The sequence below is a fragment of the Mycobacterium kyorinense genome (assembly GCF_002101735.1).
Taxonomy (GTDB): domain Bacteria; phylum Actinomycetota; class Actinomycetes; order Mycobacteriales; family Mycobacteriaceae; genus Mycobacterium; species Mycobacterium kyorinense.
Genome location: NZ_LQPE01000153.1, coordinates 1 through 20,994, shown reverse-complemented (window position 1 = coordinate 20,994; position 20,994 = coordinate 1). Strand labels below are relative to the sequence as shown.

The window sequence follows — 20,994 nt, the reverse complement described above, 5'->3', positions numbered from 1 at the left end:
TTAGTGTTTCAAGCGTGGCGAGTCCGGACCCAACCCCGCTTGCGGCGGCGCGCTACCACGGCGATCAGGCCGCCGAACCCGGGATGCTCGATTTCGCCGTCAACGTCCGCGACAGCCGGCCGCCGGCATGGCTGGTCGATCGGCTGGCCGTCCGGCTGCCCGACCTGGCCCGCTACCCGGCGGTTGCCGACGAGCGCGCCGCGGTTGAGGCCGTCGCCGCGCGCCACCATCGGGCCGCCGACGAGGTGATGTTGCTGGCCGGCGCGGCGGAGGGATTCGCGCTGCTGCCCAACCTGCGCCCGAGACTGGCCGCGATCATCGCGCCGTCGTTCACCGAACCGCAGGTGACTCTGGCCGCCGCTGGTGTCCCGGTGCGGCACGTCGTGCTCGACCCGCCGTTCGGGCTGGCCGGGATCCAGGTGCCCGACGAGGCCGATCTGGTCGTGGTGGGCAACCCGACGAACCCGACCGCGGTGTTGCACGCGCGGGAGCAGGTCCTTGCGCTGCGCCGGCGAGGCCGGATCGTGGTCGTCGACGAGGCGTTCGCCGATTCGGTTCCCGGCGAACCGGAGTCGCTGGCCGGTGACTCGCTGCCCGACGTGCTGGTGCTGCGCAGCCTGACCAAGAACTGGTCGCTGGCCGGGCTGCGGGTGGGCTACGTGCTGGGAGCGCCCGATGTGCTTGCGCGGCTGGGCTCTTCGCGGCCGCACTGGCCGCTGGGCACCCTCCAGTTGGCGGCGATCGCGGCCTGTTGCGCGCCCGACGCGGTGGCCGAGTCGGTGGCGGGCGCCGAGCGGCTGGGGGCGTTGCGCGCAGAGATGGTGGCGGGGCTGGCGTCGCTGGGGCTCGAAGTGGTCGACGGCCGCGCGCCTTTTGTGCTGTTCACCGTGCCGGACGCCGAGCTGCTGCGAAAGCAGTTGCACGCCAAGGGGATTGCTGTTCGCCGCTGCGACACGTTCGTCGGGCTGGACGGGCGCTACCTGCGGGCAGCGGTGCGCCCGGAGTGGCCGGTGCTGGTCGAGGCTCTTGCCGAGGTGTTGCCGTGAGCGTTCGACTTGGCGACGTCATCGGCGTGCTCGACGAGGCCTATCCGCCGCGGCTTGCGCAGTCGTGGGATTCGGTCGGGCTGGTGTGCGGCGATCCCGACGATCCCGTGGAGTCGGTGACGGTAGCGGTCGACGCCACTGCCGATGTGGTCGACGAAGTTCCCGACGGCGGCCTGCTGCTGGCCCATCATCCGCTGCTGCTGCGCGGCGTGGACACCGTCGCGGCCAGCACCGCCAAGGGCGCGCTGATCCACCGGCTGATCCGGTCAGGCCGTTCGCTGTTCACCGCGCACACCAATGCCGACTCGGCGTCGCCGGGGGTGTCCGACGCGCTGGCGCAGGCGCTCGGGTTGACCGTCGAGGCGGTGTTGGAACCGCTGCCCGCGGCCACCGACCTGGACAAGTGGGTGATCTTCGTGCCGCCGGAAAACGCGGACGCGGTCCGGGGCGCGGTCTTTGCGGCGGGCGCCGGCGTCATCGGCGAGTATTCGCAATGCAGTTGGAGCGTCACCGGCACCGGCCAATTCTTGCCGGGCGACGCGGCAACGCCCGCCATCGGCAGCGTGGGCGCCGTCGAGCGGGTGGTCGAGGACCGGGTGGAGGTCGTCGCACCGGCCCGGGCACGCCGCGAGGTGCTGGCCGCGATGCGCGCCGCCCATCCCTACGAGGAACCGGCGTTCGACATCGTGGCGCTGGCCGCGACACCCACCGACGTCGGGTTGGGCCGCATCGGCACGCTGCCTGCGCCGGAACCGTTGCGCGCCTTCGTCTCCCGCGTGAATGCGGGCCTGGCGAAGACGTCGTGGGGAGTGCGCGCCGCCGGTGATCCCGATATGCCGGTGTCGCGGGTCGCGGTCTGCGGCGGTGCCGGCGACTCGTTGCTGGACGCCGTGGCGGCGGCCGGGGTGCAGGCCTATGTCACCGCCGACCTGCGCCACCACCCGGCCGACGAACACCGCCGCGTGTCCGAGGTGGCACTGATCGACGTCGCACACTGGGCCAGCGAATACCCGTGGTGCGACCAGGCCGCCGAGGTATTGCGGTCCGCTTTCGACAACGCGCTACCGGTGTGGGTGTGCCCCGTCCGTACCGATCCCTGGAACGTCGACAACATCGCCGGAGGCCAACACACGTGAAAGCCGCAGTAGCCCAACAGCGTTCGCTGCTCGAGTTGGCCGAGCTGGACGCCGAGCTGGCTCGTCTGACACATCGGGCCGGCCATCTGCCCGAACAGCAGGACTACGAGCGGATACAGGCCGACTACGGCGCGGCCAACGACCGGCTGGTGGCGCTGCGAATCGCGCTGGAGGACTTGGACGCCCAAGTCGCGCGATTCGAATCCGAGATCGACGCCGTGCGCCAGCGCGAAGACCGCGACCGCGCGCTGCTGCAGTCGGTGGCCGATGCCAAGCAACTGTCCGAACTGCAGCACGAGCTGGAAACGCTGCAGCGGCGCCAGTCCAGCCTGGAGGATTCGTTGCTGGAGGTCATGGAGCGCCGCGAGGAGTTGCAGGCCCGACAGGATGCTGAACTGGCGGCGATCGACGGCTTGCAGGCCGAATTGAGTGCCGCGCAGCAGGCTCTCGACAACGCGCTCGCCGAAATCGACCAGACCCGCCAGCAGCGCTCGACGCGGCGCGACGAACTGACCGCGGCCCTGGACCCCGAGCTGGTCGCGCTGTACGAACGGCAGCGCGCTCGCGGGGGCCCGGGGGCCGGGCCGCTGCAGGGCCGCCGCTGCGGCGCCTGCCGGCTCGAGATCGACCGCGGCGAGCTTTCCCGGATCGCGACGGCCGCCGACGACGACGTGCTGCGCTGCCCGGAATGCGGAGCAATTCTGCTGCGGGTCAAGGGGTTCGGCCAGTGAGAGTCATCGTCGAGGCCGACGGCGGGTCGCGCGGCAACCCCGGTCCGGCCGGATACGGATCGGTGGTGTGGTCGGCGGACCGTTCGGCCGTCCTGGCCGAAAGCAAGCAGGCGATCGGCCGGGCCACCAACAACGTCGCCGAATACCGCGGGCTGATCGCCGGTTTGGAGGAGGCCGCGAAACTGGGCGCCACCGACGTCGCCGTCTCGATGGACTCCAAGCTGGTGGTCGAGCAGATGTCCGGACGCTGGCAGGTCAAGAACCCCGACCTGGCGGCACTGCATGCCCAGGCGCGCGCACTCGCGTCGCGGTTCGAGGCGATCAGCTATTCCTGGGTGCCGCGCGCGCAGAACTCCTACGCCGACCGGCTGGCCAATGAGGCGATGGACGCCGCGGCGGAGGTCGAATCCGGCACGGCCGCAACCGAAACCGCGCCTGCGACGGCGCCGGGGTGGACCGGTGCGCGCGGTGCCGCTACCCGGCTGCTGCTGTTGCGGCACGGTCAGACCGAACTGTCTGTTGAGCGGCGCTATTCGGGCCGCGGCAATCCAGCGCTCACCGACCTGGGCTGGCGCCAGGCCGACGCGGCGGCGCGGTATCTGGCTCAGCGCGGCGGGATCGCCGCGGTCCTCAGCTCGCCGCTGCAGCGCTGCTACGACACGGCGACGACGGCGGCCAAGGCGCTGGGCCTGGACGTGACCGTCGACGACGACCTGGTCGAAACCGACTTCGGCGGCTGGGAAGGGTTGACGTTTTCCGAAGCGGCCGAACGCGACCCGGAGCTGCACCGGCGCTGGCTGCGCGACACCAGCACGACACCGCCGGGCGGGGAAAGCTTCGACGCGGTGCACCGGCGAGTCGTGCGGGCGCGCGACCGGATCGTCGAGGAGCACGGCGGCACAACGGTACTGGTGGTGTCGCATGTGACGCCGATCAAGATGCTGCTGCGCATCGCGCTCGACGCCGGGCCCGGCATTCTCTACCGGCTGCATCTGGATCTGGCGTCGCTCTCCATCGCCGAGTTCTACCCCGACGGCGCGTCGTCGGTGCGGCTGGTGAACCAGACGGCGTACCTCTAGCGCGAGTCAGGCGGCGTCGTGAAAGATCAGGCCGAGCGCATAGCGCTCACCGGAGCGGACCACCGAAAGACCATGGCGCACAGGTGATGCCGACCAGCCGCGGGTGGAGCGTACCGGACGATCGCGGGTGGTGAATACAAAGCCGTGGCCCTGCGGCAGCTGGATTGCGGTGCCGCGAGACTGTACCCGCGGCCGTTGCTCGACCAACAGGAATTCGCCGCCGGTGTAGTCGGTTTCCGGCTCGGACAGGTTGATCACCACCTGCAGCGGAAAGACCAAGTCGCCGTATAGGTCTCGATGCAGGGCGTTCCAGTCGTCGGCCCCGTATTTCAGCATCAGCGCCGTCGACCTGGACTGCCCCGCGGCATGACACATTCGCAGCCATTCGTCGAGCGTGTCTGGCCACGGGGCGTCACGGCCGAGCTTGGTGTACCAGTCCCGCGCGATCGTCAGCAGCCGCGGATACAGGGCCTGCTTCAGCTCTTCGATCGGCTCGGGATACGGCGCGTGGAAGTATCGATACTCGCCCGCGCCGTAGCGGTGCCGCTGCATGTCGATGGTCTTGCGGAACAAGTCGTCGCGGGCGTAGAGCTTGCGCAGCTTTACCGCCTCGGTGCGAGTGAGGAGCCGGGGCAGCAGCGCACCGCCGTAGTCGTCGACCGCGGCGGCTACTGCGTCCCAGTCAGCGGCCGCGACGCGCTTGCGCCACCTATTGACCTGCGTCACCGTTCTCACGATAGGCAGTGTCGCCCGGGCCGGGTATTATCGAATATATGTTCGAAGTAGTGGCGATGGTTGACCCGACCGCTGATGAATCGGCGCTGGTCCAGCGTATTGCCGACCTCGAGCGACTGAAGTCGGCGGCGGCCGCCGGCCAGGCTCGGGCCGCGGCCGCGTTGGATGCGCGGCGACGGGCCGCGGAGGCCGCGGCGGGGATGCCGGCGGCGCGGCGTGGGCGCGGCGTAGCCAGCGAGGTCGCGCTGGCCGCCGGGATTCCCCGGCTCGCGGCAGCCGGCATCTTGGGTTCGCTAAAGCACTCGTCCACGAGATGCCGCATACTCTGGCCGCGCTGGAGTCCGGCCTGCTCTCGGAGTGGCGCGCCACGTTGATCGTCCGGGAAAGCGCATGTCTGGACGTCGAGGACCGCCAAGTGCTCGACGCCGAGTTATGTGGCGATCCGGCGGGCCTGGAGCGAATGGGCGATGCCCGGGTGGCCGCGGCGGCCAAGGCGATTGCCTACCGACTCGATCCGCACACCGTCGTCGACCGAGCCGCCAAAGCCGAAACCGAGCGCACGGTGACCATCCGGCCCGCACCGGACACCATGACCTATCTGACTGCGCTGTTGCCTGTTGCCCAGGGTGTCTCCGTATATGCGGCGCTGCGCCGTACCGCCGAGACCACCTTCGACGGACGCTCACGTGGACAGGTCATGGCTGACACTCTGATCGAGCGGGTCACCGGCCGGTGCGCGGCGGCAGCGACGCCGATCGCGGTCAACCTCGTGCTCTCGGATGAAACCCTGCTGGGGGATTCGACGGCGCCAGCCGATATCTGCGGCTACGGCCCCATTCCGGCGGCGGTCGCCCGCGGACTAGTCTCCGGCGCCGTCACCGATCCACGGTCGCGGGCCACGCTGCGCCGACTGTACGCCCACCCCCGCTCCGGCGCTCTGGTTGCGATGGAGTCACGCGCCCGGTTGTTCCCGCGCGGGTTGACGACATTCATCGGGTTACGCGACCAACGATGCCGCACTCCGTACTGCGATGCGCCGATCCGCCACCGCGACCACGCGACTCCGTGGCACCGTGATGGCAAGACTTCCGCCGAGAACGGGCTCGGGTCATGCGAGCGATGCAACTACGTCAAAGAAGTTGACGGTTGGCAGGTCGAAACATCTATCGATGAAAGCCACAGACACACAGCGGACTTCACTACGCCGACCGGCGCGCGTTACAGCTCCAGAACCCTGCCGCTGCCGCGCGGTCCGTCGCGGGTCGAGGTTAGTGAGATGGAAGTCGCCGTCGCAATGACACTCACGGATTTGCACGCGGCGTAGACGCCTGCTGGCCTGGGCATCCAGCAGCGAGTACGGTGATCATGCGGACGAGTTGGCCGGGCGACCGCGGCTCGTTGGTTCGCCAGTCGAGTCGAGGAAAGTCCGGACTTCACAGAGCAGGGTGGTTGCTAACGGCAACCCGGGGCGACCCGCGGGAAAGTGCCACAGAAAACAGACCGCCACCTTCGCGGTGGTAAGGGTGAAACGGTGCGGTAAGAGCGCACCAGCATTCCGGGTGACCGGGATGGCTCGGCAAACCCCACCCGAAGCAAGGCCAAGAAGACCGCACTGCGGTGCGGTCGCGCAGGCGTCCGAGGGTTGCTCGCCCGAGCCTGCGGGTAGGCCGCTTGAGGCACCCGGTGACGGTGTGTCCAGATGGATGGTCGCCGCCGTGCCGCCAGCGATGGTGGCGCGGTACAGAATCCGGCTTACAGGCCAACTCGTCCGTCCCGATTAGCGCAGTTTCTTGCGCACCGCCCGGTCGAGTTTGCGCAGCGCCTTGGGCAATTGCCGACGACAACTGGCGGCCAGGTCGGCCTCCTGCTGATACAGCAGGCCGTAGGTGAAGGTGTCCTCGCCGGCCGCGCTCGCGGCGTCGGCCTGTTGCTGCAAATGTATTCCGCTGACCACGCTGTCCTGGTGCTCGCCGAGCAAGGATTGAATCGCCTCCGCCCGTCGCGCCACCTTCGTCACGCCGACGGCGGCCGCGGTGTACCGAAGTCGCTTGGCGCGCTTGCGGATCCGGTGCAGCGCCGCATCGCGGCCGTCTTCCGGTGTCTTCGCCGCGGTCTTGGCGGCCTTACGCACTCGTTTGTAGCTGGCGCCAACGGCCGGCTTCGGTCGCTGGCCGGCGCCGGTCGCCGCGGGTTCGGCCACCAACGCCTCCAGCGCGTCGAGCAGCCGGAAGTATTGCGGCGAGCGCATCGCATCCAGCGAGCGCCGCAAGCCCGCCCGGTAGCGGTCCGAAGCGTCGTCAACCAGACGTTCCCGGACGCGTCCGCGCACCAACTCGGGCGGCAGCCGGTCGAGCGCCTCCCGGTAGCGATCCGCCAACACCTCGGCGTCGCGGGCTTCACCCAGCACTGCGGCCAACTCCCGCAATTGGTCGAGCACCCGGGTGTCCTCGGACACCCCGAACGATTCCGGCGAGGCCCGCAGCAGGCTGCGAATCTTGCGGGTGGCCACCCGCATCTGGTGCACGGCGTCGTCGACGTCGGCGCGCACAGCGCGATCCCACAAAAGCAACTGGTCGACCTGCTCGGCCACCGCGCGGCGCAGGGGATCGTCCGGTAGCCGCTGCGCATCGTGCCGGTCGAGCACCCGCGCCAACTTCGAGGCAAGCGGCGCCCGCGTGGCGCCGGCGTCGAGCAGCCGGTTGCTCAGCAGGTCCAGCAGTACGGTATTTGCGTCCGCGTCGGGGCCGGCGAGTTCGAGTTCCCATTCGCGCCAACACTGTTCGGTGCTGGGGTCCGCCGACGATGCGGTGACGCGGTCGTCGCAGAACTCGGCCAGCGGCTCGCCGTCGGCGCCGGACAGCAGCTGGACCTCGCGGATCGTGCTGATCCGCGCAATCGGCTGCAGCGGGCGATCCCGCACGATGGCGAGCACCACGTCGCGCACGTCGTCGGGCACCGTGTCGCTCAGCGGCGCCCGAACCTCGGTGCGCGCGTCGGGGCCGGCCGGCAACTTCAGATGCCATCCGGCGTCGGTGCCGCCGGTGCGGCGGCGCAACGTGATTCGATGGGACGCCAGATCTTGGTCGGGCGTATCGAAATATTGAGCGTCCAGCCTCTGCGGCGGTCGCTTTTCGATCCGGCTGATCGCCGGGATGCCCCCGAACGACGGTGGCAACGTCGACTCGGCGACGTCGAACTTGCGCTCCACTTCCACCTGACGCGACGTGCTGGAGCCCTTCACCGCCATGTCGCGCTAGCCTATGCGCTCGGCGGACCGGTCAGAAACTGTGCTCGTCGGCGGGAAAAACGCCGCCGGCCACCTCGTGAGCGTATTGCGTTGCAGCACGTTGCAATTCGCCTCCGACGTCGCCGAAGCGCTTGACGAAGCGAGCCGTCTTGCCGCTGGTGAGCCCGGCCATGTCCTGCCAGACCAGCACCTGCGCGTCACAGTTGGGCCCGGCCCCGATGCCGACGGTCGGAATGGTCAACTTACCGGTGATCTGAGTGGCCAGCTCGGCCGGCACCATCTCCATCACCACCGCGAACGCACCGGCTTCGGCGACCGCGATCGCGTCGGCAATGGTCTGCTCGGCGGCGTCGCCGCGACCCTGCACCCGAAAACCCCCGAGGCTGTTGACGCTTTGCGGAGTGAAGCCGATGTGCGCCATCACCGGGATGCCGGCCGCGGTGAGCGCGGCGACCTGCTCGGCCACCCGCTCGCCGCCTTCGAGTTTGACCGCGTGCGCGCCGGCTTCCTTCATGAACCGGGTGGCGCTGGCCAGCGCCGCGGAGGGCCCGGCCTCGTAGCTGCCGAACGGCAGGTCCGCGACCACCAGAGCGTGCGGGGCGCCCCGGACCACGCCACGGACCAGCGGGATCAGCTCGTCGATGCTGATGGGCACCGTGGTGTCGTAGCCGTAGACGACATTGGCGGCGGAGTCGCCGACGAGCAGTACCGGTATGCCGGCGTCGTCGAAAATCCGTGCCGTGGAGTAGTCGTAGGCCGTGAGCATCGCCCACTTGTGGCCTTCGGCCTTCATCTTCTGCAGGTGGTGGACGCGGGTCTTGGTTCGCGGTGCGGTACCGGAAGCGCCACCGTAAACAGGCTGCTCAGACATCGTTGTCCCTAGTAATCAGTCGGGTCGATCCTCGTGGCCCTGCCGGGTCCCCGGGTTCGTCTGACCTTGCCAGTCTGCCATCTATGGCACCGCGGATACATACCAAGATCAGTTGAGTTGCTCACATCGGGTCCATTGGCGATTCCTCAGCCGTCGGGCTGCCCTCGGCATACCATCTGCGCATGCAGCGGCTCAGCGGACTCGACGCCAGTTTTCTGTACCTGGAAACACCCTCCCAGCCGCTGCATGTGTGCTCGATCCTGGAGCTCGACACCTCGACGATGCCGGGCGGCTACAGCTTCGACCGGCTGCGCGAAGAATTGGCGGTCCGGATCAAGGCGATGCCCCAGTTTCGGGAGAAGCTGGCCGACAGCGCGTTCAACCTCGACCACCCCGTCTGGGTCGACGACGACACGTTCGACATCAGCCGGCATCTGCATCGCATCGGGCTGCCGCCGCCGGGCGGCCGGATGGAACTGTCCGAGATCTGCGGTCACATCGCGGCCCTGCCGCTGGACCGCAGCCGGCCGTTGTGGGAGATGTGGGTCATCGAAGGTGTCGCCGGCACCGACGCCCAGCAGAACGGCCGGCTGGCCCTGATGACCAAGGTCCACCACGCCTGCGTGGACGGGGTGACCGGCGCGAACCTGATGTCGCAGCTCTGCAGCACCGAAGCCGACGCCCCGCCACCGGAACCGGTGGACGGCGTCGGCGGCGCCAACACGGTGCAGATCGCCGTCAGCGGGTTGGCGAACTTCGCGACGCGACCGCTGCACTTGGCCAACGCGTTGCCCAACACGGCGGCCTCGGTGGTGAAGACCGTGGCGCGGGCGCGCAGCGGTCAGGCGATGGCACGCCCGTTCGCCGCGCCGCGAACCACGTTCAACGCCAGCATCACCGCGCACCGCAACATCGCCTATGCGCAGCTGGATTTCGGGGACATCAAGAAAGTCAAGGACCACTTCAACGTCAAAGTCAACGACGTGGTGATGGCGTTGGTGTCCGGGGTGCTGCGCCAATTCCTGCTTGACCGAGGCGAATTGCCCGAGTCGTCATTGGTGGCGATGGTGCCGGTGTCGGTGCACGGCAAATCCGACCGGCCCGGCCGCAACCAGGTGTCCGGGATGTTCTCCAGCCTGCAAACCCACATCGCCGATCCGGTCGAACGCATCAAGGCCATCGCCGAGGCGAATTCGGTTGCCAAACAACACAGTTCGGCGATCAGCGCCACGCTGCTGCAGGACTGGTCGCAGTTCGCCGCGCCGGCGGTGTTCGGCCTGGCGATGCGGGCCTACGCCAAGACCCGACTGACCCGCAGCCGGCCGGTGCACAACCTGGTGGTGTCCAATGTCCCCGGCCCGCAGATGCCGCTGTATCTACTGGGTTGCGAGGTCAAGGCGATGTATCCGCTGGGCCCGATCTTCCACGGCTCGGGGCTGAACATCACGGTCATGTCGCTCAACGGCAAGCTGGACGTGGGATTGATCGCCTGCCCGGAGCTGGTGCCGGACTTGTGGGAACTGGCCGACGACTTCGCCGTCGGAATGGAAGAACTGCTGCTGGCCACCCAGTAACCGAGAGCTGCTCTGGGCACATGGCAGCATAGGTGGACATGGGCCTGCCTCGCCGCGACGCGATCGCGCGCACGACGTTGATCTGGACCGCAATGGCCGCGATCGTGCTCACTGTGGCGAGCTGCACACACGTTGTCGGCGGTCGCCCGCGGATGGCCGGGCCGAAGATCGGCCAGCCGCTGGAGTGGGGACAGTGCCGGGTCTCCGGTGGCACCGCGGTCAAACTACCGGCCGGCGCACAATGCGGAAAGATCGCCGTGCCGGTCGACTACAACCACCTCGACGGCGACGCCACGACGCTGGCGATGATGCGCTTCCCGGCAACCGGCGACAAGATCGGCTCGCTGGTCATCAATCCCGGCGGCCCGGGTGAATCCGGGATCGAGGCGGCCGTCGGGCTCCTGCAGTCGCTGCCGTCCCAGGTCCGCGAGCGCTTCGACCTGGTCGGCTTCGACCCGCGCGGGGTGGCGTCGTCGCGCCCGGCGATCTGGTGCAACTCCGACGCCGACAACGACCGGTTGCGCACCGAACCTCAGGTGGATTACAGCCCGGCGGGCGTGGCGCACATCGAAGACGAGACCAAGCAGTTTGTCCAGCGCTGCTTCGACAAGATGGGCAAGAAGTTCCTGCAGAACGTCGGAACCGTCAACGTCGCGCGCGATTTGGACGCGATCCGCGATGCGCTGGGCGACGACAAGCTGACCTATCTGGGCTACTCGTATGGCACGCGGATCGGGTCGGCCTACGCCGAGGCCTACCCGCAGAACGTGCGGGCGATGATCCTGGACGGGGCCGTCGACCCGAATGCGGACCCGATCGAGGCAGATTTGCGGCAGGCCAAGGGATTTCAGGACGCATTCAACGATTACGCCGCCGAATGCGCCAAGGAACCGAACTGCCCGCTGGGCACCGACCCGGCCAAGGCGGTCGACGTCTACCACAGCCTGGTGAATCCGCTTGTCGATCCGGCCAATCCGATGAAGGGCAGGCCGGCGCACACCAAAGACCCGCGCGGGCTCAGCTACAGCGACGCCATCGTCGGCACCATCATGGCGTTGTATTCGCCGACGCTGTGGCACCACCTGACCACTGGCCTGACCGAGCTGAAAAGCGATCGAGGCGACACCCTGTTGGCATTGGCCGACATGTACATGCGCCGTGATTCCCACGGCCACTACACCAACGCCAGCGATGCGCGGGTGGCGATCAACTGCGTCGACCAGCCGCCGGTCAAGGATCGCGCCAAGGTCATCGACGAGGATCGCCGCTCCCGTGAGATCGCGCCGTTCATGAGCTACGGGAAGTTCACCGGCGACGCGCCGCTGGGCACCTGCGCGTTCTGGCCGGTGCCGCCGACGAGCAAGCCGCACAGCATCTCCGCGCCGGGCCTGCCCCCGACCGTGGTGGTGTCGACCACCCACGACCCGGCGACCCCATACAAGGCCGGTGTCGACCTTGCCAAGCAGCTGCACGGCGCCCTGCTCACCTTCGACGGAACCCAGCACACGGTGGTGTTCCAGGGCAACAGCTGCATCGACGACTACGCGACGGCATATCTGATCAAGGGCACGACGCCGCCCCAGGGCGCCAAATGCTAAGGGAGCGTGCGACTAACGAGACCAAGGCGTGACCTTACCGCCGCACTGCGCGTGACCGGGGCATGCGACGATGGCTGGCCATGTGGCGCATGAGACGGCTGAGCTCTGCGCTGTTTTCGTTCGCCTTGCTGCAGACGGTGGCGGTCGCGCCGGTGCACGCCACTCCCGAACCCGACACCGGACCGGCGCCCCGGCCCGCGGCGGCGACCTGGGGCAGCTGCAGCCAATTCGTCGACGACAACAGCGACATCCCCACCGCGCGTTGCACCACCGTCGCGGTTCCGGTCGACTACAGCGCGCCAGGCGGCGCGCAGGTTCAGCTCGCCGTGATTCGGATCCCGGCAAGCGGCCCCCGGATCGGGTCGCTGTTGGTCAATCCGGGCGGTCCGGGAGCGTCGGCGGTCGACACCGTGGCCGGCATGGGCGCGGCACTGGCGGACAGCGAGATCGCCCGCCGCTTCGACCTGGTGGGATTCGACCCGCGCGGCGTCGGCCATTCCACCCCGCCGCTGCGCTGCCGCACCGACGCCGAATTCGACGCCTACCGCCGCGAACCCATGGTCGACTACAGCCCGGCCGGGGTGGCCCACATCGAGCAGATCTACCGGCAGTTGGCCCAGCACTGCGCCGACCGGATGGGTGCGACGTTTCTGCGGAACGTCGGAACCGAGTCCGTGGCGCGCGACATGGATATGGTCCGGCAGGCGCTGGGCGAGGAACAGATCAGCTACCTGGGCTTCAGCTACGGCACCGAGCTGGGCACCACCTACGTCGAACGGTTCGGCAACCATGTGCGTTCGATGGTGCTCGACGGCGCCATCGACCCCGCCGTCGGCCCGATCGACGAGAACGTCAACCAGGAAGCCGGCTTCCAAACCGCGTTCAACGACTACGCGGCCGACTGCGCCCGCTCGCCGGGCTGCCCGCTGGGCACCGACCCGGCCAAGTGGGTCGCCCGCTACCACCAGCTGGTCGACCCGCTGGTCAGCAAGCCGGCCAAGACGTCCGATCCGCGTGGCCTGAGCTACGCCGACGCGACCACGGGCACCATCAACGCGCTCTACGTCCCGCAGCACTGGAAATACCTGACCAGCGGGTTGCTGGGTCTGGAGCACGGCACCGACCCCGGTGACCTGTTGATGCTGGCCGACGACTACAACGGCCGCGACGACGACGGCCACTACGACAACTCCCAGGACGCGTTCAACGCTGTTCGCTGCGTCGACGCGCCGTCGCCGACCGACGCGGCCGCCTGGGTGGACGCCGACCGCCGGATCCGCCAGGTTGCGCCGTTCCTGTCGTACGGGCAGTTCACCGGGTATGCGCCGCGGGACCTGTGCGCGCTGTGGCCGGCGCCGGCGACGTCGTCGCCGCATCCGGCCGCACCCGTCGCGCCGGGCAAGGTCGTCGTCGTGTCCACCACCCACGACCCGGCGACGCCGTATCAGGCCGGGGTCAACCTGGCCCGCCAGCTCGGCATCCCGCTGATCAGCTATAACGGCACGCAGCACACCGCCGTGTTCAACGGCAACCGCTGCGTGGACACCGCAGTCGCGCGTTATTTCGTCGACGGGGTGTCTCCGGGCAGCCTGCAGTGCTAAGACGCGATACGCTTCGCATCATGGATCGACAGAAGGAATTTGTGCTCCGCACGCTGGAGGAACGGGATATCCGATTCGTCCGGCTGTGGTTCACCGACGTGCTCGGTTTCCTCAAGTCGGTCGCGATCGCTCCGGCCGAACTCGAGGGCGCCTTCGAGGAGGGCATCGGCTTCGACGGTTCCTCGATCGAGGGCTTCGCCCGGGTTTCGGAAGCCGACATGGTGGCTCATCCCGACCCGTCGACCTTCCAGGTGTTGCCCTGGACGACCAGCACCGGACATCACCACTCGGCCCGGATGTTCTGCGACATCACCATGCCCGACGGCTCGCCGTCGTGGGCGGACCCGCGCCACGTGCTGCGCCGTCAGCTCGGCAAAGCCAACGAGCTCGGCTTTTCCTGCTACGTGCACCCCGAGATCGAGTTCTTCCTGCTGCAACCCGGCCCCGACGACGGGCGGCCGCCCGTCCCGGCCGACGACGCCGGCTACTTCGACCAAGCCATCCACGACTCCGCGTCGAACTTCCGTCGCCGCGTCGTCGAAGCGCTCGAATCCATGGGCATCTCGGTGGAGTTCACCCACCACGAAGGCGCGCCGGGTCAGCAGGAGATCGACCTTCGCTTCGCCGACGCGCTGTCGATGGCCGACAACGTGATGACGTTCCGCTACCTGATCAAGGAAGTCGCGCTGGAGGAGGGCGTGCGGGCGTCGTTCATGCCCAAGCCGTTCGGGCAGTACCCCGGCTCGGCGATGCACACCCACATGAGCCTGTTCGAAGGTGAAGTGAACGCCTTCCACAGCCCCGACGACCCGCTGCAGCTGTCGGATGTCGCGAAGTCGTTCATTGCCGGAATCCTCGAGCACGCCAGCGAGATCAGCGCCGTCACCAACCAATGGGTCAACTCCTACAAACGGCTGGTGCACGGCGGCGAGGCACCCACCGCCGCGTCCTGGGGAGCGGCCAACCGCTCGGCGCTGGTGCGGATTCCGATGTACAGCCCGCACAAGACGTCGTCGCGGCGCATCGAGGTGCGCAGCCCCGACTCGGCGTGCAACCCCTACCTGACCTTTGCGGTGCTGCTGGCCGCCGGGCTGCGCGGCGTGGAAAAGGGTTACGCACTGGGCCCGCAGGCCGAGGACAACGTCTGGGACCTCACGGCCGAGGAGCGCCGCGCGATGGGCTACCGCGAGCTGCCGTCCAGCCTGGACAGCGCGCTGCGTGCCATGGAGAGCTCCGAGCTGGTCGCGGAAGCGTTGGGGGAGCACGTATTCGACTTCTTCCTGCGCAACAAGCGGCGAGAGTGGGCCAACTACCGCAGCCACGTCACACCGTTCGAGCTCAGGACGTATCTCTCGCTGTAGTCCCAGGCGGCGACTGGCGATCGCCGCGAACCGCTCGCGCCGGTCGGCTCAGCGCCGTGCGATACCGTCGTGGTCGTGAGCCAACCCGCCACGCAGCGCCCGAAATTGCCCAGCGTCGGCCGGCTCGGGTTGGTCGACCCGCGCGCGAGCGCCAACCTGGCGCAACTGGGCTGGGACCTCGAAGAGGATCAAGACCACATCGACTTGCTGTGGTCGCTGTCGCGCGCACCGGATGCCGACGCCGCCCTGGGCGCGATCATCCGGCTGGCCGAGGCGCTCGGCGACGGATGGGATGAACTCAACACCGCGCTGCTGACCGATCGCGGGTTGCGGGGCCGGCTGCTGGGTGTGCTGGGTTCGTCGCTGGCGTTGGGGGACCACCTGGTGGCCCACCCGCAGTCCTGGCGTCTGCTGCAGGGCGACGTCACGCTGCCGTCAGCGGAGGAGCTACGCCAAACCTTCCTCGAAACGTCAAGCGGCGCAACGATCGACCAGCTGCGCACGCTGTACCGCGACCGGCTGCTGGTGCTGGCCGCCCTCGACCTGGCGTCGGCCGTCGAGGACGAGCCGGTGTTGCCGTTCACCGCCGTCGGCGCCCATTTGGCCGACCTAGCCGACGCTGCGTTGGCTGCGGCGCTGTCCGTCGCCGAGCGGACGGTCTGCGGCGACGACACGCCGCCGCGGCTGGCGGTCATCGCGATGGGCAAATGCGGTGCGCGCGAACTGAACTACGTAAGCGACGTCGACGTGATCTTTGTTGCCGAGCGCGCCGAGGCGGTGAGCACCCGGGTTGCCGGCGAGATGATGCGGGTGGCGTCGGAGGCCTTCTTCGAGGTGGACGCCAACCTGCGCCCGGAGGGCCGGCACGGCGAGCTGGTCCGCACGCTCGACTCGCACGTCGCCTACTACCAGCGTTGGGCCAAGACGTGGGAGTTCCAGGCCCTGCTCAAGGCCCGGCCCGCCGCCGGTGACCCGGAATTGGGGCAGCGCTACGTCGCCGCGTTGACGCCGATGGTGTGGACCGCTTGCGAGCGTGAGGATTTCGTCGACGAGGTGCAGGCGATGCGGCGGCGGGTCGAGCAGCTGGTACCGGCCGACGTGCGCAGCCGCGAGATCAAACTCGGCAGCGGCGGCCTGCGCGACGTGGAGTTCGCCGTGCAGCTGCTGCAGCTGGTGCACGGCCGCAACGACGAGTCGCTGCACGTTGCCTCGACGGTGGATGCGCTGGCCGCGCTGGGACGGGGCGGTTATGTCGGTCGCGACGACGCGGCGAATCTGACCGCCTCGTACGAGTTTCTTCGGCTGCTGGAACACCGGCTGCAGCTGCAGCGGCTCAAGCGCACCCACATGCTGCCGGCCCTCGACGACGACGAGGCGCTGCGCTGGCTGGCCCGCGCGGCCCACATCCTGCCCGACGGGCGCCGCGACGCGCTGGGCGTGCTGCGCGAAGAACTCAAGCGCCACAACGTGCGAGTGTCACGGCTGCACGCCAAGCTGTTCTATCAGCCGCTACTGGAATCGGTCAGCCCGGCGGGCCTGGAGTTCGCCCACGGCATGACACCCGAAGCCGCCGAACGTCAGCTGGCCGCGCTCGGCTATGACGCGCCGCAGAACGCGCTGACCCATTTGTCCGCGTTGATCAACCAGAGCGGGCGTCGCGGCCGGGTGCAGTCGGTGCTGCTGCCCAAGTTGCTGGACTGGCTGTCGGACGCACCGGACCCCGACGGGGGGCTGCTGTCCTACCGCCGGCTGTCGGAGGCGATGGCCCCGCAGCGCTGGTATCTGTCCACGCTGCGGGATAGCAGCGCGGTGGCCAAGCGGCTGATGCGTGTGCTGGGCACGTCCGCCTATGTGCCGGATCTGCTGATGCGCGCGCCGGAGGTCATTCAGTCCTACGGCGACGGACCGGCGGGACCGAAACTGCTGGAAACCGATCCCGACGCGGTCGCCGGCGCGCTGGTGGCCTCGGCGGGCCGGCACGCCGACCCGATCCGGGCCATCGCCGCCGCACGCAGCCTGCGCCGGCGTGAGCTGGCCCGCGTCGCCTCCGCGGACCTGCTCGGCATGCTCGAGGTGACCGACGTGTGCGCTGCGCTCACCTCGGTGTGGGTGGCGGTGCTGCAGGCCGCGCTGGACGCGGTGATCCGCGCGAACACTCCGGGGGATGGCCGGCCCCCGGCCATCATCGCGGTGATCGGGATGGGTCGGCTCGGCGGCCGCGAACTGGGCTACGGCTCCGACGCCGACGTGATGTTCGTCTGCGATCCGGCCCCGGGCGTCGAGGACTCCACCGCGGTGCGCTGGTCCGTATCGGTCGCCGAAGGGGTCCGGGCGCTGCTGGGCACCCCGAGCGCCGACCCGCCGCTGGAGGTCGACGCCAATCTGCGCCCGGAAGGACGCAACGGCCCGCTGGTCCGCACGCTGGCGTCGTATGCCGCCTATTACGAGCAGTGGGCGCAGCCGTGGGAGGTGCAGGCGCTGCTGCGTGCGCACGCGGTGGCCGGCGACGCCGAACTGGGCCAGCGTTTCCTGCTGATGGCCGACAAAACCCGTTACCCGGAAGGGGGAGTGTCGGCCGAGGCGGTGCGCGAAATCCGGCGGATGAAGGCCCGCGTCGACGCGGAGCGGCTGCCGCGCGGCGCCGATCCCAACACCCACACCAAGCTGGGACGCGGCGGATTGGCCGACATCGAATGGACCGTGCAGCTGCTGCAGCTGCGGCATGCCCACGCGATTCCCGCGCTGCACAACACCTCGACGCTGGAAAGCTTGGACGCGATCGCCGCGGCCGAACTGATCCCTGCCGACGAAGTGGAGCTGCTCCGGCAGGCCTGGCTGACCGCGACCCGGGCCCGCAACGCGCTGGTGCTGGTGCGCGGCAAGCCGACCGACCAGCTGCCGGGGCCAGGCCGTCAGCTCAACGCGGTCGCGGTCGCCGCTGGTTGGGACAAAGGCGACGGCGGCGAGTTCCTGGACAACTATCTGCGGGTGACGCGTCGCGCAAAAGCAGTGGTGCGCAAGGTTTTCGGAGATTGAGGAGCAGGCGCGGTTGAATATCACGTACGAGGTCATGGGCGCCGACGAGCATGACCGGCTGGCCGCGCTGTACGGCCCGCTGACCGACGCCGTGCGCGAGCTCATCGACGCCACCATCCGGACCGACGCCGACGAGGACACCATCCGTTCCGCGCATGCCGCGATCCGGGCGGTGACCGAGCAGCTGCGCAGCCGCCGGGTCGACGAGCCGCCCGCTGTGCGCTACGCCGTGGACGGGCGCCCGCTGGCGTGGGGTAACGCCGTGGTCGGTCTGCGCAACCCGATCTCCCCGCCGCTGAGCATTCACCACGAGGGCGGGCGCTGCTGGAGCGAATTCAGCCTGGGCGCGGCCTACGAGGGTCCGCCGGGGCTGGTGCACGGCGGAGTCTGCGCGCTGGTGCTCGACCATGTCCTGGGGGAGGCGGCCAGCGAGGGCCTGACCAAGCCGCTGTTCACCGGGACCATCACCGTGAAGTACCTGCGCGGCACTCCGCTGGGCCAGCTGCGCGCCGAAGCCGCGATCGAGCGCTCCGAAAGCGTTAAAACGTTTGTGCGCGGCTATATTTCGGATGCTGAGGGAATTACCGCCGAGGCGGAGGGGATCTTCGTGCAGCCGGCATGGGCGCGTGATGCCGGATGAAGTTCTACATCAGCAGCGGGTTTTTGAAGACCCGCGAGATCGTCGAAATCGCCAGGGCCGCCGACGAACTGGGCTACGACGGGATTGGGATTCCCGATCACGTCGTCAACCTGGAGACGCTGAGCACGCCCTACCCGTACACCAAGGACGGGCAGCGGCGCTGGCCGCCGTTCACCGACTGGCCGGACCCATGGGTGCTGGTCGGTGCGCTCACTCAAGTCACCACCCGGCTGCGGTTCGTCACCACCGTCTACGTCCCGGCGATGCGCAATCCGTATTCGGCGGCCAAGGCCATCGGAACCGCGGCCTGCCTGGCCGATGGCCGGGTGGAGCTCGGTGTGGGGGTGGGCTGGTGCGCCGACGAATTCGCGCTGATGGAGCAACGGTTCGAGGACCGGGGTAAACGCACCGACGAGATGCTCCAGCTTCTCGCTGCGTTGTGGCGCCCGGGCTGGACCGAGTTCGACGGCCGGTTCTACCGGACCCCGCGATTGGAGATGGAGCCGACGCCGCCGCGGATACCGGTTTACGTCGGCGGGCTCAGCGACACGGCGTTGCGCCGCGCCGCTCGCCACGACGGCTGGATCGGCGACCTGATCCGCACCGACCGCGCGATCGAGGTGGCCGGTCGGCTCCGTGCGCTGCGGGCCGAAAAGGGTTTGGACATGGACGATTTCACCATTCTGACACCTTTGACGGATGCCCTTACTGTCGCCGATTATCAGCGGGCCGAGGATGCCGGCATCACCGGCATCCTCACGATGCCGTGGATGTTCTACGCCGGCCCGGACGCGACTCTGGCCGAGAAGGTCGACGGCATGCGACGCTTCCGCAAGGACCTGGCGCTCGACGGGTGACAGCGTGGCGCTGGCGTCGCGCCGGGCGACGTTCTGTTTGCTGACTCTCAAGATGGAACTGTAGCGGGGCCAAGCAGAGGGCGGCGTTGCGTCACCTTCAGCCACTGTGATCACCTGCGTCACTTTAGTTTTGCTTGTGGGTAATGGTGGTGCTTGTCCGACAAACGTGATAACATTCGAACATGTGGTCGAGTTGCCGGGAGGAGATCGTCGAGGCGTTCGACGCGCTCATGGCTGCCATGAAGCACGCTCTGGATCTGTCGTTCGATGTGTTGACCACGCCGGAATGCCTGGCCATGTTGGAGTGCTGTGAGATGCTGCGCCGCCAGCTGCCGGCCGTGGAGCATCCGCTGGTCAACCAGCTCACTGAACAAGCCGACGAGGCCGAGTTGGGCGGCACGCTGCGCTTTGCGCTGGCCGAGCGGCTGCGCATCACCCCGGCCGAGGCCTCCCGGCGCATCCACGACGCCGAAGACCTCGGGCCACGCCGCGCCATCACCGGCGAACCGTTGGAGCCGGTATTGCCCGCCACCGCCGCCGCCCAACGCGCCGGCCAGATCGGCGCGGGTCACGTGGCGGTGATCCGCAGCTTCTTTGCGCACCTGCCGGGCTTTGTTGACGCCGAGACCCGCGAGCACGCCGAGGCGCATCTGGCCGGGCTGGCCGGCGAGCATCGCCCCGACGACCTGGCCAAGCTGGCCGCCCGGCTCACTGACTGCCTGAACCCCGACGGCGATTTCACCGACGACGAGCGGGCCCGCCGGCGCGGGCTAACGCTGGGCCGCCAGCAACACGACGGCATGTCACCACTGAGCGGCTGGGTGACCCCGGAGCTGCGCGCCACCATCGAGGCGGTGTGGGCCAAACTCGCTGCCCCGGGCATGTGCAACCCCGAGGATGTGGCCGCGGTCCTCGACGGGCCGGCCCCCGAGGAGGCGGCCCAGCAGGACTCTCGTGGAACCCATCAGCGCCAGCACGACGGGCTGCTGGCCGGGCTGCGCGCACTGCTGGCGTCGGGAAAGCTGGGTCAGCACAACGGGTTGCCGGCCAGCATCATCGTCACCACCACCCTGGCCGAGCTCGAAGCCGGCACCGGACACGGGCTCACCGGCGGCGGCACGCTGCTGCCCATGTCGGATGTGATCCGGCTGGCCTCCCACGCGCACCACTACTTGGCCATTTTCGACCACGGCAAAGCGCTGGCGCTCTACCACACCAAACGCCTCGCCTCGCCCGCGCAGCGGATTGTGTTGTACGCCAAGGACCGCGGCTGCAGCTTCCCCAATTGCCCGGTGCCCGGCTACCACTGCGAAGCCCACCACTGCACCCCCTACGCCACCTGCCGCACCACCGACGTCAACGACCTCACCTTCGGCTGCGGCGGGCATCACCCGCTCGCCGAAGAAGGCTGGACCACCCGCAAAAACTCCAAGGGCCAGACCGAATGGATACCCCCACCCCACCTCGACCACGGCCACCCCC

The 20,994-nt window shown here is 68.8% G+C and carries 15 protein-coding genes, 1 other RNA gene and 1 pseudogene; 14 read left to right on the top strand and 3 right to left on the bottom strand.

Annotated features, from left to right (window positions below):
- Positions 1-14 precede the first annotated feature (14 nt).
- The 4 genes from cobC to AWC14_RS21120 are packed head-to-tail and all read left to right on the top strand — an operon-like array spanning position 15 to position 3,992.
- Positions 15-1,046 carry an Rv2231c family histidinol phosphate aminotransferase CobC gene (cobC, locus tag AWC14_RS21135; protein WP_045378172.1) on the top strand — a complete coding sequence of 344 codons (1,032 nt, stop codon included), beginning with the start codon at positions 15-17 and terminating at the stop codon, positions 1,044-1,046.
- Positions 1,043-2,182 carry a Nif3-like dinuclear metal center hexameric protein gene (locus AWC14_RS21130; RefSeq protein WP_045378169.1) on the top strand — a complete coding sequence of 380 codons (1,140 nt, stop codon included), beginning with the start codon at positions 1,043-1,045 and terminating at the stop codon, positions 2,180-2,182. The genes cobC and AWC14_RS21130 overlap by 4 nt, the downstream gene beginning before the upstream one ends.
- Positions 2,179-2,913 carry a zinc ribbon domain-containing protein gene (locus AWC14_RS21125; protein ID WP_045378166.1) on the top strand — a complete coding sequence of 245 codons (735 nt, stop codon included), beginning with the start codon at positions 2,179-2,181 and terminating at the stop codon, positions 2,911-2,913. Before AWC14_RS21130 ends, AWC14_RS21125 begins: the two co-directional genes overlap by 4 nt.
- Positions 2,910-3,992, top strand: a complete 1,083-nt coding sequence (locus AWC14_RS21120; protein ID WP_045378161.1) for a bifunctional RNase H/acid phosphatase — start codon at positions 2,910-2,912, stop codon at positions 3,990-3,992. The genes AWC14_RS21125 and AWC14_RS21120 overlap by 4 nt, the downstream gene beginning before the upstream one ends.
- 6 nt (positions 3,993-3,998) lie before the next feature.
- On the opposite strand, the gene AWC14_RS21115 is transcribed toward AWC14_RS21120, so the two are convergent.
- Positions 3,999-4,718 carry a 2OG-Fe(II) oxygenase gene (locus AWC14_RS21115; RefSeq protein WP_045378158.1) on the bottom strand — a complete coding sequence of 240 codons (720 nt, stop codon included), beginning with the start codon at positions 4,716-4,718 and terminating at the stop codon, positions 3,999-4,001.
- A 47-nt stretch (positions 4,719-4,765) separates the two neighbouring features.
- On the opposite strand from AWC14_RS21115, the pseudogene AWC14_RS21110 reads away from it, so the two are divergent.
- Positions 4,766-6,051, top strand: a pseudogene (locus AWC14_RS21110) (HNH endonuclease).
- A 48-nt stretch (positions 6,052-6,099) separates the two neighbouring features.
- An RNA gene (gene rnpB / locus AWC14_RS21105) (RNase P RNA component class A) lies at positions 6,100-6,498 on the top strand.
- A gap of 6 nt (positions 6,499-6,504) precedes the next feature.
- Here the strand turns inward: rnpB and AWC14_RS21100 are convergent.
- Together AWC14_RS21100 and panB are read right to left on the bottom strand one after the other, a co-directional pair.
- Positions 6,505-7,974 (bottom strand): CYTH and CHAD domain-containing protein, encoded by a 1,470-nt coding sequence (locus tag AWC14_RS21100; protein WP_045378155.1) that lies wholly within the window; start codon positions 7,972-7,974, stop codon positions 6,505-6,507.
- Between the two features lie 31 nt (positions 7,975-8,005).
- Positions 8,006-8,845, bottom strand: a complete 840-nt coding sequence (gene panB / locus AWC14_RS21095) for a 3-methyl-2-oxobutanoate hydroxymethyltransferase (RefSeq protein WP_045378152.1) — start codon at positions 8,843-8,845, stop codon at positions 8,006-8,008.
- Between the two features lie 182 nt (positions 8,846-9,027).
- On the opposite strand from panB, the gene AWC14_RS21090 reads away from it, so the two are divergent.
- The 8 genes from AWC14_RS21090 to AWC14_RS21055 form a co-directional block, all read left to right on the top strand.
- Positions 9,028-10,419, top strand: coding sequence for a WS/DGAT/MGAT family O-acyltransferase (locus AWC14_RS21090; protein ID WP_045378149.1), 1,392 nt, complete (start codon positions 9,028-9,030; stop codon positions 10,417-10,419).
- Positions 10,420-10,451: 32 nt separating this feature from the next.
- Positions 10,452-12,017, top strand: a complete 1,566-nt coding sequence (locus AWC14_RS21085) for an alpha/beta hydrolase (RefSeq protein ID WP_142281785.1) — start codon at positions 10,452-10,454, stop codon at positions 12,015-12,017.
- A 62-nt stretch (positions 12,018-12,079) separates the two neighbouring features.
- Positions 12,080-13,618 carry an alpha/beta hydrolase gene (locus tag AWC14_RS21080; protein WP_235215889.1) on the top strand — a complete coding sequence of 513 codons (1,539 nt, stop codon included), beginning with the start codon at positions 12,080-12,082 and terminating at the stop codon, positions 13,616-13,618.
- 20 nt (positions 13,619-13,638) lie between these two features.
- Entirely contained in the window at positions 13,639-14,979 is a 1,341-nt protein-coding gene (glnA, locus tag AWC14_RS21075) for a type I glutamate--ammonia ligase (protein ID WP_045378141.1), read from the top strand.
- Positions 14,980-15,048: 69 nt separating this feature from the next.
- Positions 15,049-18,015, top strand: a complete 2,967-nt coding sequence (locus AWC14_RS21070) for a bifunctional [glutamine synthetase] adenylyltransferase/[glutamine synthetase]-adenylyl-L-tyrosine phosphorylase (protein WP_045378138.1) — start codon at positions 15,049-15,051, stop codon at positions 18,013-18,015.
- 34 nt (positions 18,016-18,049) lie between these two features.
- Positions 18,050-18,655 (top strand): PaaI family thioesterase, encoded by a 606-nt coding sequence (locus tag AWC14_RS21065; RefSeq protein WP_045378134.1) that lies wholly within the window; start codon positions 18,050-18,052, stop codon positions 18,653-18,655.
- Complete coding sequence (locus AWC14_RS21060; protein WP_045378131.1) at positions 18,652-19,512, top strand: TIGR03619 family F420-dependent LLM class oxidoreductase; 861 nt, start codon at positions 18,652-18,654, stop codon at positions 19,510-19,512. Before AWC14_RS21065 ends, AWC14_RS21060 begins: the two co-directional genes overlap by 4 nt.
- Before the next feature lie 182 nt (positions 19,513-19,694).
- Positions 19,695-20,994, top strand: a 1,300-nt coding sequence (locus AWC14_RS21055) for a 13E12 repeat family protein (protein WP_085241446.1), incomplete at its 3' end; no start/stop codon positions are given.

What these genes read in the sequence shown, in the direction of transcription:
- AWC14_RS21100 (WP_045378155.1), bottom strand. Translation starts at nt 7,974, where the DNA reads ATGGCGGTGAAGGGCTCCAGCACGTCGCGTCAGGTGGAAGTGGAGCGC.
- panB (WP_045378152.1), bottom strand. Translation starts at nt 8,845, where the DNA reads ATGTCTGAGCAGCCTGTTTACGGTGGCGCTTCCGGTACCGCACCGCGA.
- AWC14_RS21090 (WP_045378149.1), top strand. Translation starts at nt 9,028, where the DNA reads ATGCAGCGGCTCAGCGGACTCGACGCCAGTTTTCTGTACCTGGAAACA.
- AWC14_RS21080 (WP_235215889.1), top strand. Translation starts at nt 12,080, where the DNA reads ATGCGACGATGGCTGGCCATGTGGCGCATGAGACGGCTGAGCTCTGCG.
- glnA (WP_045378141.1), top strand. Translation starts at nt 13,639, where the DNA reads ATGGATCGACAGAAGGAATTTGTGCTCCGCACGCTGGAGGAACGGGAT.
- AWC14_RS21065 (WP_045378134.1), top strand. Translation starts at nt 18,050, where the DNA reads ATGGGCGCCGACGAGCATGACCGGCTGGCCGCGCTGTACGGCCCGCTG.
- AWC14_RS21060 (WP_045378131.1), top strand. Translation starts at nt 18,652, where the DNA reads ATGAAGTTCTACATCAGCAGCGGGTTTTTGAAGACCCGCGAGATCGTC.